At 46.4% G+C, this 14,612-nt stretch carries 13 protein-coding genes; 2 read left to right on the forward strand and 11 right to left on the reverse strand.

Translation table 11 applies throughout. The features are described from left to right. The first annotated feature begins 399 nt into the window (after positions 1 to 399). Positions 400 to 1,455 carry a chorismate synthase gene (aroC, locus tag QMA13_RS25305; protein WP_282936484.1) on the forward strand — a complete coding sequence of 352 codons (1,056 nt, stop codon included), beginning with the start codon at positions 400 to 402 and terminating at the stop codon, positions 1,453 to 1,455. 62 nt (positions 1,456 to 1,517) lie between these two features. Here aroC and QMA13_RS25310 read toward each other — a convergent pair whose 3' ends face one another. The 4 genes from QMA13_RS25310 to QMA13_RS25325 form a co-directional block, all read right to left on the reverse strand. Beyond that, a complete protein-coding gene (locus QMA13_RS25310) occupies positions 1,518 to 2,786 on the reverse strand; it encodes an alpha-L-fucosidase (RefSeq protein WP_282936485.1) in 1,269 nt (422 codons plus the stop codon). A gap of 211 nt (positions 2,787 to 2,997) precedes the next feature. After that, entirely contained in the window at positions 2,998 to 3,138 is a 141-nt protein-coding gene (locus tag QMA13_RS25315; RefSeq protein WP_282936486.1) for a hypothetical protein, read from the reverse strand. Between the two features lie 247 nt (positions 3,139 to 3,385). Further along, a complete protein-coding gene (locus tag QMA13_RS25320) occupies positions 3,386 to 3,931 on the reverse strand; it encodes a hypothetical protein (RefSeq protein WP_282936487.1) in 546 nt (181 codons plus the stop codon). 39 nt (positions 3,932 to 3,970) lie between these two features. After that, a complete protein-coding gene (locus QMA13_RS25325; protein WP_282936488.1) occupies positions 3,971 to 4,864 on the reverse strand; it encodes a DUF2167 domain-containing protein in 894 nt (297 codons plus the stop codon). A gap of 439 nt (positions 4,865 to 5,303) precedes the next feature. Here QMA13_RS25325 and QMA13_RS25330 point away from each other — a divergent pair, with 439 nt between their 5' ends. Beyond that, positions 5,304 to 6,209 carry an SDR family oxidoreductase gene (locus QMA13_RS25330; protein WP_282936489.1) on the forward strand — a complete coding sequence of 302 codons (906 nt, stop codon included), beginning with the start codon at positions 5,304 to 5,306 and terminating at the stop codon, positions 6,207 to 6,209. A 108-nt stretch (positions 6,210 to 6,317) separates the two neighbouring features. Here the strand turns inward: QMA13_RS25330 and yidC are convergent, their stop codons facing one another. The 7 genes from yidC to QMA13_RS25365 all read right to left on the reverse strand — a co-directional run bounded on the left by yidC (position 6,318) and on the right by QMA13_RS25365 (position 14,519). Further along, a complete protein-coding gene (gene yidC, locus QMA13_RS25335; RefSeq protein ID WP_282936490.1) occupies positions 6,318 to 7,136 on the reverse strand; it encodes a membrane protein insertase YidC in 819 nt (272 codons plus the stop codon). Then, a complete protein-coding gene (locus QMA13_RS25340) occupies positions 7,070 to 7,438 on the reverse strand; it encodes a hypothetical protein (protein WP_282936491.1) in 369 nt (122 codons plus the stop codon). The genes yidC and QMA13_RS25340 overlap by 67 nt, the downstream gene beginning before the upstream one ends. 210 nt (positions 7,439 to 7,648) lie before the next feature. Next, a complete protein-coding gene (locus QMA13_RS25345; protein ID WP_282936492.1) occupies positions 7,649 to 9,679 on the reverse strand; it encodes a heparinase II/III domain-containing protein in 2,031 nt (676 codons plus the stop codon). Further along, positions 9,676 to 10,443, reverse strand: coding sequence for an SDR family NAD(P)-dependent oxidoreductase (locus tag QMA13_RS25350; protein ID WP_282943550.1), 768 nt, complete (start codon positions 10,441 to 10,443; stop codon positions 9,676 to 9,678). Before QMA13_RS25350 ends, QMA13_RS25345 begins: the two co-directional genes overlap by 4 nt. Next, the gene (locus tag QMA13_RS25355; protein WP_282936493.1) at positions 10,443 to 11,501 is read right to left on the reverse strand and encodes an SGNH/GDSL hydrolase family protein; all 1,059 of its coding nucleotides are present in this window, start codon (positions 11,499 to 11,501) and stop codon (positions 10,443 to 10,445) included. The genes QMA13_RS25350 and QMA13_RS25355 overlap by 1 nt, the downstream gene beginning before the upstream one ends. Before the next feature lie 28 nt (positions 11,502 to 11,529). Further along, the gene (locus tag QMA13_RS25360; protein WP_282936494.1) at positions 11,530 to 12,849 is read right to left on the reverse strand and encodes an ABC transporter substrate-binding protein; all 1,320 of its coding nucleotides are present in this window, start codon (positions 12,847 to 12,849) and stop codon (positions 11,530 to 11,532) included. A 251-nt stretch (positions 12,850 to 13,100) separates the two neighbouring features. Then, entirely contained in the window at positions 13,101 to 14,519 is a 1,419-nt protein-coding gene (locus QMA13_RS25365; RefSeq protein ID WP_282936495.1) for an extracellular solute-binding protein, read from the reverse strand. Positions 14,520 to 14,612: the final 93 nt, after the last annotated feature.

Genomic DNA, 14,612 nt, shown 5'->3' on the forward strand with positions numbered 1-14,612 from the left:
CCGATCTACCTCCATAGTTTCGCATAAAAACGAGTAAACATTTACCATTATACTGTAAAATGTTACATTAATCTTCTATTTTTTCGTTAATTTTTCTATATAAAACATAGTTTCGTTCACCTTATGACAATGTATTAACATCCAAAAGCGCCTTTATTTAGCCCTTTCAGAACCATTCTTCATGAGATGCTCCCTTTCTAGCACAAACTCAGCTGCGTTAAAAAGTTTCGGGCAGCAACGTTTTCGTATTACTCTACTATCCAACTCTAGTAATGATTAAAATGATATTAATCCGTTCTATATCATTACTTGATTATTGCTATTTCATCTATTTCATTTTCCGCTTTATAATAATCCTATTAACTATTCAAAACCGTTCAATTAAAGGAGCTACGACATATGGCAGGAAATTCTTTTGGCGATATATTCAAAATAACTACATTCGGAGAATCTCACGGAGAAGCGGTTGGAGTCATCATTGATGGCGTGACGCCCGGTGTGGAGATTGACGAAGCTTATATTCAAATTCAGATGGATCGCAGAAAGCCTGGACAATCATCCGTTACATCTCCTCGACGTGAGTACGATCAAGTTCACATTTTGTCTGGGATGTTTGATGGCAAAACGACGGGTACACCATTGTTCATCATTTTATATAATAAAGACATGAGACCGTCAGCTTATGACGATATCAAGCTGGCATTCCGTCCCGGACATGCTGATTACACGTATTTACAAAAGTATGGGATCAGAGATCATCGCGGCAGCGGAAGAGCCTCAGGCAGAGAAACAGCGGGAAGGGTGGCTGCGGGAGCCGTAGCTCGCAAGCTTCTGGAGAAACGAGGCATCTCTATTGTTGCTTACACCAAAGAAATTGGCGGGATTACAAGCAACAAATTGATCGAAAGTGAAATCGAACGCAATTCAGTTAGAGCCGCCGATCCGGACGCAGCAGTAAGGATGATCGAGAAAATTGAGGCGTTGGCTGCCGTCGGAGACAGCTGCGGAGGTATTGTGGAATGCAGAATTAGAGGGGTATTGCCTGGCATTGGAGAACCCGTATTCGATAAGCTCGATGCGGATATTGCCAAAGGAATGCTTTCCATCGGTGCAGTCAAAGGGATCGAATTCGGCGCAGGCTTCGCCGCTGCAGCGATGCTCGGAAGCGAGCACAACGATGCGATGAACGCCTCCGGCTTCATGAGCAATCACTCTGGAGGCATCATTGGAGGCATCAGCACAGGAGATGAGATCGTGTTCCGTGTAGCCATCAAACCGACCTCCTCGATCTCCGTTCCTCAACAGACAATCGGTATCAATGGAGCAGAACAGACTATCGTTACCGAAGGAAGGCATGATCCTTGCATCTGCCCTCGAATTGTACCTGTCATTGAGGCAATGGCCTGCCTGGTTATTGAGGATCATTGCAAGCGTCAGGCTGCTATGCATGGCTAGTTCGACATACAATAAACCAGCATTCCGGTAAGGACATGCTGGTTTTTCTTATGATGATCTCCCTAGTCACACACCTCTTCATCAAACTCCAGCTTAATGACCATTACGGTATCTGTCAGCTCGTTGACAGGCAATTGGCGAATCCGTAGATATGGCCGTTCTCTCCAATACCATGGAAGAAGATCAACACTGCAAGGGAGCTCTTGGCCGTTATTCAGCAGTACCGCTCTGATAGGCAGAATATCGAGTGGCTTGAGCACTACAGAAGTGCTCTGGGTATCCCGATACAGATGCACGTAGATCGTGTTGCCTTTTCGCGTCAGCAGCACATGATCACGTTCGACCTTGCGCTGTGAACCAGCCATCACGATTTCATCATGACCGCCCATATCCGACGCAGGAACAGTCCCAATGAACGCCTCTTGCACTGACTTGTACCATGTACCGATCTTGCGAAGCGCCTCCACATTCTCTTCCGTGATCGCCCCGTCAGACTTAGGCCCTACATTCAATAAATAGTTGCCGCCCATAGCCAATATTTTATCTACACTCTGCATAATAAATTTGTGTGAATAATAATCTTCATCCTCGCGGAAGCCCCAGCTTTCACGTCCCAGTGATTGACACGCTTCCGTCGGCTTGCTGAACGATCCTCCCTCGGGGACATGCCTCTCAGGTGTGTTGTAGTCCCCTTTTCCAGGACCCCGGTCGTTGATGAGAATGCCAGGCTGCAGGGTACGAATCCATTCATTAATGCTCGGATCATAGTACTCCGCTACATTGACGTCCCAGAACAGCTGATAGATGCTGCCGTATTTCGTAAGCAGCTCTTCCAGCTGCTTTTTGACAAAATCGTAATACTTCTCAATATCCGGATCGTCCCCGCTTCGGGGACCAAACATTTCGTGATGACGCCCTTGATTCGGATAATTGGGATGGTGCCAATCGGGACATGAATAGTACAAGCTCAGCGGCACATTTCGCCGATGGCAGGCTTCAGCCAGCATACCTAAAATATCTTTACCATATGGGGTATTCATAATGTTATATTCCGTGTGCGCCGTATCCCACATGCAAAAGCCGTCATGATGCTTCGTCGTAAAACAGACATACTGCATTCCCGCTTCTTCAACCAGATCAAGCCAAGCATCCGGATCAAACTTCGTCGGATTAAATTGATGAATAAGCTGCTCGTATTCCTTACGCTTCATCTTACCGCGCCACAAGATTTGCTCGTGCCAGGCGGGTATAGCATACAATCCCCAATGGATGAAAAGCCCGAACCGCCTTTCAAAAAACACATCACGTGCATCGTGAAACTTAGGTATCATCCTGTTTCCTCCTTGACTTTAAACTGTCTATCCATTGCTTGTGGCTCTATTATAAGTCACGGGATGGTCAGGAAGAATGTCCAATGCTGATGCACATTTGCACAAAAATAAGATCATCCGCGTTCAGCTTGAAGCAGCCCAAATAGCCCCACAAAGTGAAGCCTTGGTTTCGAGGTTGATTCATTTGCCTAACAGCATTACCGTCATTCTCCTATTTGCCTGAAGGAGCCTTCACAGCTGCTTCAATATCTGCGTTGGCAAGCTCGGCAGCTTTGCGGAGCGCCGTGTTCACATCCTTAGGGAATTCTGCGCCTGGAATCCGATAAAATCTTTTTGAAATCTTCCGTAGCAACAGCTGCTTTATTCGTTTTTGGGTCTACATAAGCCAGCGACTTCTGATTCACTCGAGCCATGGAGCTATTTCATCTCTTTTTCTCCCCCATTTCCATCATCTGTAATGCCTCTTTTACTATACAAAGGCCTCATCTTCCCTGCTATATGATTTTTTAAGTTCGCATGTCGTAGTTTATGATCTGAATGCCTTTTAATAAAAAAGACCGACCCCCAATTAGGAATCGGTCAAATGTATACTAAATGTTTTAATGCTGAAACAACTGAGCTAATTCTCTTCTTCTTTTGCTGATGGCTTCTACAGCGGGAGTGCAGCGCTCTTTACCCAGCTTTTCACAAAGAAGCTCAACGAATTCAGCGCTACCCACATTTTCCAACGGCACCCACACTGTTTTTTTTCCACTCTTTAGAACAAAACAGCCTCCGAAAAATCGGGTGAAAGACACCATATGAATATCTGCAAAATCCATCGTTTTTTTCCCAAGCCATGTATATCTCGTTACCGACAGCTCGTTAACCACTGTCCGTGAACAAGCTAGTATGAAAGAGCACGCACCAAGAAACAGAGCTACTGCTCCCATATAGATGAGATTATATATCCATTCTTCAGAATCTTCGTCGTTCAAGTAAAATAATGTAAAAGCACTTAGCGCCATAAGAAAACCTATGTAGACACCCCAATTGATCAGCTTTCCTTTGACAAGCACCATTTCGCCACGTCGATTTCTTCGAGCAGGTTGAAATGCATAGCCCAACACATATTTATTTATAAACCTCGCAAAGACGTGATTCATTTCAACTCCCCCTCTCTAGCATGAAGAAAATTAACTTCTCTATATTGTCGGCGTATTTTCTTGTTGTTCTGAAGGATGAGTTTGAACTGGTTCTGGTTTCCTTCTTCCGAACAATTTCTTAACAAGGCCTATAATGGCACCGAACGCCGCAATGATCACGATAAAAAACTTTTTACCGAACAACGCTATTGTGGCAAGTAAGCCTACCTTCTTCGCAACAGCCAGCCCGGCTCCACCCAAGATAAGCGCACTCAGTCCATATTCCGATACCTTGTCTTTAGAAGCATCGAATTCCTCATAGCGCTCTCCCGCTTTTATCTCCAGCTTCGTCAAAATTTGCTCAGTCAGCACTTTTTTATCTGCCTCGCGGTGCTTCGGATCGGAAACCAAAATAGCCGAAACATAGCCTTTTCTAGTCAGGAGTCGGACGTTATAGTTCAATAGCTGCTCTTTGTTGTCATCCTCCGCCAGCATAGACCAAGTCAAATTGTGGGTCTTCTCATCATAAAAAGGTTCCACATCCCAACCGGTGACATACAATCGTTCTCCCGGCTGCTTGTCCTTGTTAGCTTCCTCTGTCCCCTTCTTATAGCTCTTCAGAATAGCCTTGGCATCGATTTTTTGCTTCTCATCATCTTTAATGTGGCCGGATTCCTCGTACTCAAAAATGACAGCCCAACTCTGATTCTCATCCTTCGGATATATACTCCCAATTTCCTTACCTGACGGTGAGTCGTGGTTCTCTTTACTCATTTTCATTGTATTAGCTGCATCCAGAAAAACAAAGGATGAGTCTAAATCCAACGTTGCTATCTGTTTCAAATCTACTTTTTTTCCGCCATCGATCCAATTGTACTTGCTTTCCGCTGCCGAGACGGCAGTACTCCACAATAATGTTAAAGCAAGAGTCATTCCTAACAAGCGTTTTTTCATCTTTTTCTGATCCTCCACATTCGGTTTAACTACTCTCTCTTTTTTTGCATGCAAATTGTCTTACTTCATCATCCCTGTCGTCCGTGTACGACCAGGTCCAATAGCCTACTCCTTTCCTTCATCAATTTGTGCCTTAATCCCCATATCACAGAGAGCATAGGCTGCGTTATGCTGTTAAAATCCTTGTCCTCACCATCAAATAATGTGTATTTTTTAACATTAATGGTTTTAATTTACTTTAAGACACTTTAACTATTTCGACTTTAACCTGGTTATTGTTTAGGTTTTGAATGTGGACAATTTGTGAACACACAAAAAAAAACAACCTTCACAAGTGAAGTCGGCTCGTTCTCACAAAATAATCTAAGCCCAGTAACCTAAGCTTTGTGAATCGAATACAATAACTCCGAGCAAATACCTAGAATGTTTGGAGGTCCCCATGAACCTATACCCTGTTTATCCTTACTACAGCAAAGAAACGGTCTGTAAAGAGCAGCCCATTGCTTTCCCGCCACAGCATCAGGATCAACAGCCTGGGCTTGAATACTTAATGAACCCTCGCCCTATCTTCGAAAATCCCTCATACACCGGAAGCGGCAAACTAAGAAATAAAGTGGCTATTATAACCGGGGGCGACAGTGGTATAGGTCGCGCGGCAGCCGTTGCTTTTGCCAAAGAAGGAGCCAATGTTGTCATAGTATATTTATATGAAGTACCGGATGCCGAAGAAACCAAGAAGCGAATCGAGGAATTAGGCGGGCGCTGCCTTGCGATACAAGCTGATCTTCGTTATAAAGCCCATAGTGCTCTCATCGTAGAACAAACGCTTCAAGCCTTTGGCAAACTAGATATTCTTGTCAACAATATCGGCGTCCAGTTCCCTCAACAGAGCTTGCTCGACATTACCGAAGAGCAGTTGATCAATACATTCAGCACCAATATATTCTCTTATTTTTATATGACTCAGGCAGCGTTACCTCATTTAAAGTCAGGCAGCTCGATAATTAATACGGCTTCTATAACAGCATACAGAGGCAATAAGGAGCTGATCGATTATTCTTCTACAAAAGGGGCTATCGTTACATTTACCCGCTCACTGTCTATGTCGTTGGTCGATCAAAATATAAGGGTCAATTCGGTTGCACCAGGTCCGATTTGGACACCATTGACTGTATCCAGCTACCCGGCGGACGAAGTATCTACCTTCGGTACGGATACCCCTATGAAGCGTGCGGGTCAGCCTTTTGAGCTTGCTCCCGCCTATGTTTACCTAGCTAGCGACGATTCAAGATTCGTCACCGGGGAAACGATGCACGTGAACGGTGGGCAATTTATCACATCCTAAGCTAAGGATCGAAAGCGCACTCTCGCCGTCAATCTCATGGAGTCGTACCTTCTTTAACGACAAAAAAGGCTGTCTGCTATCTTACCCGCAGCTACAGCCTTTTATAGATTAACTATTCTTTTCTAAACTTAGTGTTTCCACAGACTTCGGGTGGTAGATCCTTTTGGCCAGCCAAGTCTGCAATAGAACGAATACGCCGCCAACAACCCAGTACAATGGAACCGCGGCAGGAGCACTGAACGAGAATACAGCCATCATAATCGGCGATATATAGCCTACTATGGCAAACTGCTTCTGTTGAGCAGGATCGGTGCCGATCTGCGAAACCTTATACTGAAAGAAATAGATGATCGCAGCAATAAACGGCAGGACCATATCTGGACGTCCCAGTTGAAACCATAAGAAGGAATGATCGGCCAATTCCGGTGTTAACTTGATTGCGTAATACAAACCGGACAAGATGGGAAGTTGAATCAGCATCGGCAAGCAGCCTACGGCCAGAGGGTTTACTTGATGCTTCTGATACAGCTGCATCGTTTCCTGCTGTAGCTTCGCCTTGGACTCTGTGTCGTTCTTGTCCTTATATTTCTCCTGAAGCTCCTTCAGCTCTGGCTGCAAGAGGTTCATCTTTTGCTTCATCATATGTTGGCTTCGGTACTGCCTCATCATGAGCGGCAGCAGAACTAGTCTCACCAGCAAAGTAATAAGAATAAGCCCCATACCGTAGCTGCCATCGAAGAACGAAGCAAAATGCTGAATCAAATACGAAAAAGGATACACAATATAATGATTGAAAAAACCCGGGGTGTTAGCATCAATCGTGGCGTTCGGCCCGCTAACCCCACAGCCGCTTAAAAGAACTAGTGCGGCAATAGCCGCGAATATACTGTATTTTTTGAAATAGGTGAATGCACTGTGATTGCCCATAGAAGCCCTCCTCGTTGGATATCATTCTTTAATCCAAACGAAGGGTAACAATCATCCGAATCACCATCAGGCGCTTCTTTACGCTTGACTCTTCTAGTTAACCAATGATGCTTTTCAACCCGGTTCCCTATTGGCTCCGGCTTCGGCAGAATGGGCACCCATTCATGATGAACGGGGAACAGCCCTTCTACGGCCCCTTCATGGAAGTGGGCTAAATAAACATACGTAAATGAACAGATCAGACTGATTGAAATCAAATAAGGTATCCATTCATGGATGACGATTTCCTGAACCTCAAACAATGCATTCACCTCCTTTTATTAATAATCGTAACCGATGGGAATACTTCATGTATACGAGTCCATATCAAATATGTTTCATTACAATAGTAATGTTACTTTCTTATTCACATTAAGTCCAGAACCATTTTGTACATAAGCCTTAAATCGGCAATAAACCGCCGACTCTATGGATAGAGGCGACGGCCCAAGTCCAACCATTTATTAGAACATTTACAGCTTCACAATCTCAAGTCCACGTTCCGCATGCCTAACAGCCCGCCAATCCGTAGATTGGATAGAGAATTCAACCGATTGAATAGTATCAGCTTCCTGGAAGGAGCTCAATTTAGCAGGATCACCGATACGACTATATACATTTATGAAGGAAGCTTTTTTATCCATTTGACGATGAAGCAGTCCTTTTATCTTATCGAGCGGTCGGTCCGCTGTTCCAGGCGTCTCCGTTAGCACTAATCGGGAAGCTGGGGAAAGCAGCGATGTCATACTGATACCTTCACCCTCCAAGCCGGACAAGTGCAAGTGGGCGCATTCGTTAGGGGCTCCGATCCATTCCGAGACAGTTCTAACGTTACTGTAAGGTCCCGATTCCTGAAGCAGACCTTCCGTCGGCCGCCATAGCTCATCTTCAGCCGGGTATAGCTTAGGGCCATGCATCCACCAGTCTATAGTTTCCACTGCTTCAAGCTCCACATCGAACCAATCCATCAGCCAATCTGCGGTAAGCAGCAAATGTCTATCTAACTTACACCCTTCATATGCTTCGGTTGACCGAAGCCATACGTAAGTCCAATCCTGAGCATCTTCATAATGGATAAGCTCGCCTTTATGGGCAGCCTGTGACCCCTCTCCGATCACAACCGTATTGTGGCTTTCAGTACACGCGTACCAATCCTTTCTCATCCGAGAGCCATAGGGAACCATTCCTAGCTCTGGCGTCAACCAGCCGTCTTTATTGCTCAATGTCAGATGCAGCTTGTCGTAATGCCCGTGTGAGCCGCCATGTTCTCCAAAATCAGCATAAAATGACAGCAGCCCGCTGCTTCTTTTACCAATAACAAAGCCGGACGACTCCAGTAAGCAGGAGGCTTTCAACTCTGGAATTGACACCTTATATTCGTCCAGTCTTCCTTGTCCATACACCAATGCCTCCAGGCCTGCCCGATCCGGTTTACCATACATTTGACGGTATGCTTCGCGAAGGATAGGAACATAATCCCCTTTGGCATAACGGCTTAATCCGATCTCGACCGTTTCTGCAATCTCTCTTGCATAAGGTACTCGTTGGTAAGGACCGTCATGAAGGGCGATCAGTTCTCCCTGATCGTTGGCTAGTGTAACCATCACATCCAGCATCCCTTCAAACGATTGTCCTTTCTCTCCTGTAATGGAATAAAGGTCAATACCCAGCCGTTCTGCCATCTCCGCCAGGATGAAATAGGCTCTAAGGACAAAAACGTGATAATACGTACTGCCCTCGTACTCCAACTGATCTGGATTAACCCCAATCGTTAGATGATGCTTAAGCCCTCCTTCGCCTTCAACGAGTTCTTTCAACCGCTCGGTGTCGTTTCTTCGAGCATACAAGCAAGCAAGAGCAGCATTGAGCCAGGCGGTATAATTACTCTCCGGTTTCTTCTGTTCATGAACGAGCAGCATTCGCGATTGCGTCATGCTTTCTTCCAGCATGGTGAAGAAGGGCTCCAACCGTTCTAGCGCCTCTACACCTACCGCTGCCCCACCCACATCTTGAAGCAGCAGATAGGCACGAAGCAGAGTCGTAGCCCAGATGGCCTCCGTCAACGCTTGATGGAACGCACGCCCCTTCAGCATCCAGCTTTCGGCTTCAGGATGTACAGGGTACTTCGGAAATTGCTCCGCATAGCGCAAAAGAATGTCCATGCTCCACTTGGCGTATCGCTCATCATGCGTCCCAGCGTACACCGCTGCAGCTTGAAGCGCATAGCGAGCATAAGACTGGTGCTTCATCACCAGCCAAGCGCCGCGATAAGGCTCACCATGAAGCTTGCAGCCATAAGGGCAGTTAAACTGCTGGGCATCCGCTTCGTTCGGGTCGAACAACAGCTCTGTATGATGCTCTGGACACACGTATTGATGCCACCAGCCGCCGGGCTCGACCGGAATGTCGAGTGGAGAAGCCATTACCGAATCCAGCTCTTTCTGAAGATGCTCTAGCACACTTGCTGCCCACTCGTATTTCGTCACCTTATCGCTAATATTCATCGCATGAACATACCACCGTTGATCTCGATGGTTTCCCCCGTTAAGTAGTTGGACAGCGAAGACACCAGGAATAGGGCACTATTAGCCACATCCTCCGGAACACCTTCTCTACCCAGCGGAATACCATTCACGGTAGCCTTTCTTGCAGCATCCGTCGTAAATGTCGAGTGGAACGCCGTCTGACCAATGAAACCAGGGGATAGTACATTGACTTGAATACCGTGAGGCGCAGCCTCCTTGGCTAGCCCTTTAGAGTAAGCTATAACTGCCGCCTTACTGGCCGCATAGACCGAAGCTCCAGGACCGCCACCGTTGTGTGCGGCAAGCGAAGCCATATTGACTATTTTGCCTTTTCCTTTCTCGATCATTTCGGGCAGAACTGCTTTGCACAAGAATACCGTACTTTTAAAATTGACATCCATGATACGTTGATAGCCTTCTTCTGTCATCTCCGTATTCGGAATACGCTGAATCATATGTCCGGCATTATTGATCAATATGTCAATCGTTCCTCCGAACGCTGCTTCTACACGCTCGATAAGAGAAGATATTTGTTCGACATTGGTAACATCAGCCTGAAAGCATTGTGCCTCACCGCCAGCGTCTCTAATAGCCTGCACAGCTTGTTCCGCCGCTTCCTTTTTACTTAAATAGTTAATCGCTACCCGAGCGCCTGCTTGGGCCAGCTTACTTGCAATAGCAAAACCGATTCCTGCGTTACCTCCTGTTACCAAAGCAATTTGTCCGGATAAATTCATCGTTATCATAATGCCGCCTCCTCATGTTGTTTGGTCATTCGCAATTGTTCCACTACTGAACGCATCTTCTCGGCCAGACGTTCTCCCATCGTAATGTGACCGTAATCGGATGGGTGCGTCAAGTCGCTGGTCAGCGACGTAAAATCGGTCATAATGTCGCTTCCCTCCAGCAGATGAAGCTGGCTATGTTTCTTTGCTGCTGCATATTCCCTTAGAAATTGATTGTATTTCCTTAAGTTATCGCTAGCCGTGTGGCTTTGATCCTTATAGTAACTGGCACGGTTAGGGTAAATCGTCGTCAAGAAGACCGGCTTATCCGGCTGCTTCTCAATAATTGTGTCCAACAAATACGCAGCACGGCGTGAAAATTCTTCGATAGGGACGCTCGACATCATATTGACGCCTATTTCAAGAAATGCGAAATCCCAGTCCTCTCGTTCGGCGATATGATCGGCCACCTCTCGTTCACAATGGCAGGAGCCGCTTAACCCAAGGTTCAGTGCGTCCACCTCCAGCCTTCGAGCTGCCTGCTGCACGTAGCTGTTATAGTGGCTCAGAGCACCGGCTCCTTGAGTAATGGATGAACCGTAAGCAACGAAAGCCAGACTCGGCTCTTCCAACTTGTAAGGAGGACGAACCTCGTGACCCAATGCATCAATATCATAAAATACAGCGTTAAATCGCTCACAAAAAACGCGCCAAACCTTTGAAGAAAAAGCTCGGTTATGCAGACGTTCCGGGTCTACATCCGCAAATCGTTCCGGTACTTCAAGGTGAATCGTGTGAGCTATGCCTGCTTGAAGATGATGGGAGGAGTGAAAGAAGTCTCCCCGGAATACAAGCACGCGCCCGTTTGTTTCAAGCGAAGCCAGCGTAACCCTCACATGTTTCGCGTCGGTTACAAAACGAAGCTCGCATCCGTTCGACTGAACGGCTTTTATCCTTCCATTTTCACTCAAAGCATACCGCACGTGCTTAGGAAACCGATGAAGCCTCAAGCCTGGCAGCAGCTCCTTACGCTCCAGTTCGACCACATTATGAAAGCGAATGCCTTGATATTCCATGAGTTCCCCTCCACCCTAAGTCCATATCTTATTTCTTTTCAGCCTCTATTGCTTTATTCGCCCGCTCCTCGGCTTCTCGCAAAGCGGTATTCTCATCTTTACCCGAGGCGATATCGACTAACGCAGCGAGCATTTCTTTATCCGCGATAGCCTGGTACTTCGTTTTCTCCGTCGGATCTGCGAATTTCGCAGGCAGCAGCGATTTCACATTTTTACTAGCTAAAACCGGATCGTTCGTAGCAAAGCTTTTCATGATCTGGCTTTGATTTTTTAAGACAGAGGAATAGCCATCCTTGACAATAAAATCTTGAGCCTCATCCGATGTCATGTAGGACATGACTTGGAATGCGGCATCTTTGTTCTTGCTTCCTTTGGAAAGATAAAAGTAAGTAGGGTACGATTGCGGACCAACATTTGGCTTCTCCTTGAAGACTGGCAGCTGTACGATATCCCAATTGAGCGTATCCTTGAACACTCTCCCCGTGGTGCTAAGAGCAGCGAACATGGCAACGTTCTGGTCTTTGTAGAAAGGCTCCTGTTGGCTTACCAGATTATATTTGTTATCTAGCAATCCATTTCCTGGAATTTTATAAAATCTCGTCAGATTGCCGAAGGCTTGCCGAAATGAGTCAGAAGTGAACGCCGCCTTGGATGTCTTGGAGTCAATATGCGGTGCCGTGAGCTGGTTCAACTGCATCAAGTGCTGTACGGACATGGTCATTCCTTTAATCTGCTGCCCGTTGTCCGTACGAGTCATCGTCTTGGCCAAATCGTAGATTTCATCCCATGTCATGCCGTCTCTTGGATAGGAGACACCGAACTTATCGAATAAGCTTTTGTTATAAAATAGCGCAGCCGATGTCGTACTAACAGGCAGTCCATAAATTCCACCGCCAGCAAGCTGCCTTTGAATGTCAATCGTCGAAGGCTCAAGACGTGACAAATCAAAATTGTACTTTTTGATGAGCTCGCTGATGTCATCCTGCATTTCATAGGCAAGCAAGAAATTCGAGGTCAGGCCGATGGAAGTGATCAAAATATCAATAGTCTGTCCCGATGTGATAACACTCGGCAGCGTCTGCGCATCCTTTTGCGGGATGAACTTGAGCGTATAATTCGGGAACTTCTTCTTGATTTGATTCCCATACGTGCTCATAAACTGATCTTCCGTCCAGCCATTGACGCATACATAGAACACAAGCTCCGTTGGCGTATCGCTAACCTTCTTGACTAAATCCGCTCCTTTTACCGTCACCTCTTCACTCTTCCCCGGTTGTTGGCATGCCGCTAGTGATACTGCAAGCAAGCATACAATAATCCCAGCAAGGCGCCTTGATTTCGTCCGCATTCGTACCCCTCCTTGTATATTCTATTGACTAGCTTATACAATGACTATTGACTCTTATCTGACTCACAAAATAACTATATAACACATTGTAAGCGTGGTCAATACTATAACATGATATTTATAGGTTAAATATGAGTCAGTGACAAGCCTATCGTTTAGTTTGCTCATACAAAAAAGGCGCAAGCTCTTTTAAGAGCCTGCACCGAATGGGCTGCTGCTTCTATCCTGCCTTACTTGTTAAGCGACCTCAATTAAGCTTTAGACGATGATTCCGCCCCGTTCGTCTTATCCACAGCAGGAAGCAGCTGTTCGAGCCTGCGGCACAGCATCTCTTTGTCCTGCAGACCGGATAGAAACTGCATCGCTTCACGCTGCATTTCTTTGAGTTGGTTGTTGCTAAGCCCCATCTCCGTAACAAGTCGGAATGTCGGAATGATTTCACGGTACATGAAAAAACGCGAAGGGCGGTACGTAGTCTCCTCCCCATGCCATTCCATAGCCGCACGGTGAGCTGTAATATTTAAGGTTTGACGCCGTATCTTCAGCTGCATTTCGTACGAAGTCATAAACTCCACGAGCAATTTGGCTGCTTCCTTGTTTCGAGAGCGGCTGTTCACGGCTAGGCCATTGACGATCAGCAGCGTCTTGTTGTTCTCTAATCCCGGAAGCGGCGAGATATCGAATGAGATGCCCGCATCCTTGAGCTGGTTTAGGAAATAGTATGTCGTCATGATGACCGACACCTTGCCTTCCAGGAAAAGAGCCTCCGCATCGGCATCGCTTTCCGAGAGCAGGACAGGAAATACGTCTGTCATCTCCATTAGCTCCCTGCATATCCCTAGACCATCCACAGCTTTGCTCGCTGCCAAAAGATATTCTCCATTAGGGTCTGGTTCAAATTTTCCGCCACTCTGCAGCATAAAGATAGGCCAACGGTTACGAGAGGGAAGGTAAAAATAAAATCCGAACCGCTTGCCCTTCACAGCAAGCTGTTTCCCAAAGCGGAATAAGTCCTGCCAGGTCCAGCTGCTGTCTGGCTCGGGAACTCTAGCTTCACGGAAATGCTCCTTGTTGTAGCATAGAACAACAGGCGACAGAATAAACGGCTGGACCAGCGTGCTGCCAGCTTGCTCAAAAGGCGCCGTTGCAAACGGATATAGCTCGCTATCAGCTTCTAACGGCTCCAACAATCCGGTTTGACCGGCTTCGGCAAAATCCTGAAAGCTGTTGTTATTGATCATTGCGACATCCAGCATCTCAGCGTCCATATATTCGAGCAGCGTTCGGCTGTAATTCATCGATGCCAGCTCGATCGGCTGTACTTGAATATGCGGATACTTCTCATGAAAAGCCTGCAGCAAACCGTCCACCCCAGCAAGCTCGCCAGTCGCCTGGACGTATCCGAACTTGATTACCGTGCCGTTCCTACGTGATGGACTTACCACTTTATTTCCCACACGGGCAATCTTTTCGATCAAGCCTTCCTCAACAAGGGTTTCCAGCCCTTTGCGAATCGAGTTATTACTTAATTGAAACCTTAATTCCAAGTCGCTCTCTGAAGGAAGATAACTCTCAACAGGAAACTTACCCGAGAGGATTTCCTCCCTCAAAGTAACGACCATCTCATCCAATCGAGCTCGAAAATGTTTACGGCTGTTTCTTTTCTGCATGGACCTACCCCACATCTGCCTCATATTCCTTGTCTTTTCCTTTTATTAGCATACTGAAAATATGGGGAGAGAACAAGTCACATGCTGTCAAGA

Source organism: Paenibacillus sp. RC67, assembly GCF_030020805.1.
Lineage (GTDB): Bacteria > Bacillota > Bacilli > Paenibacillales > NBRC-103111 > Paenibacillus_S.

Excerpts from the sequence above, each read along its gene's own strand:
- aroC (WP_282936484.1), top strand. The coding sequence starts at position 400 with ATGGCAGGAAATTCTTTTGGCGATATATTCAAAATAACTACATTCGGA.
- QMA13_RS25310 (WP_282936485.1), bottom strand. The coding sequence starts at position 2,786 with ATGATACCTAAGTTTCACGATGCACGTGATGTGTTTTTTGAAAGGCGG.
- QMA13_RS25320 (WP_282936487.1), bottom strand. The coding sequence starts at position 3,931 with ATGAATCACGTCTTTGCGAGGTTTATAAATAAATATGTGTTGGGCTAT.
- QMA13_RS25325 (WP_282936488.1), bottom strand. The coding sequence starts at position 4,864 with ATGAAAAAACGCTTGTTAGGAATGACTCTTGCTTTAACATTATTGTGG.
- QMA13_RS25330 (WP_282936489.1), top strand. The coding sequence starts at position 5,304 with ATGAACCTATACCCTGTTTATCCTTACTACAGCAAAGAAACGGTCTGT.
- yidC (WP_282936490.1), bottom strand. The coding sequence starts at position 7,136 with ATGGGCAATCACAGTGCATTCACCTATTTCAAAAAATACAGTATATTC.
- QMA13_RS25345 (WP_282936492.1), bottom strand. The coding sequence starts at position 9,679 with ATGAATATTAGCGATAAGGTGACGAAATACGAGTGGGCAGCAAGTGTG.
- QMA13_RS25355 (WP_282936493.1), bottom strand. The coding sequence starts at position 11,501 with ATGGAATATCAAGGCATTCGCTTTCATAATGTGGTCGAACTGGAGCGT.
- QMA13_RS25360 (WP_282936494.1), bottom strand. The coding sequence starts at position 12,849 with ATGCGGACGAAATCAAGGCGCCTTGCTGGGATTATTGTATGCTTGCTT.
- QMA13_RS25365 (WP_282936495.1), bottom strand. The coding sequence starts at position 14,519 with ATGCAGAAAAGAAACAGCCGTAAACATTTTCGAGCTCGATTGGATGAG.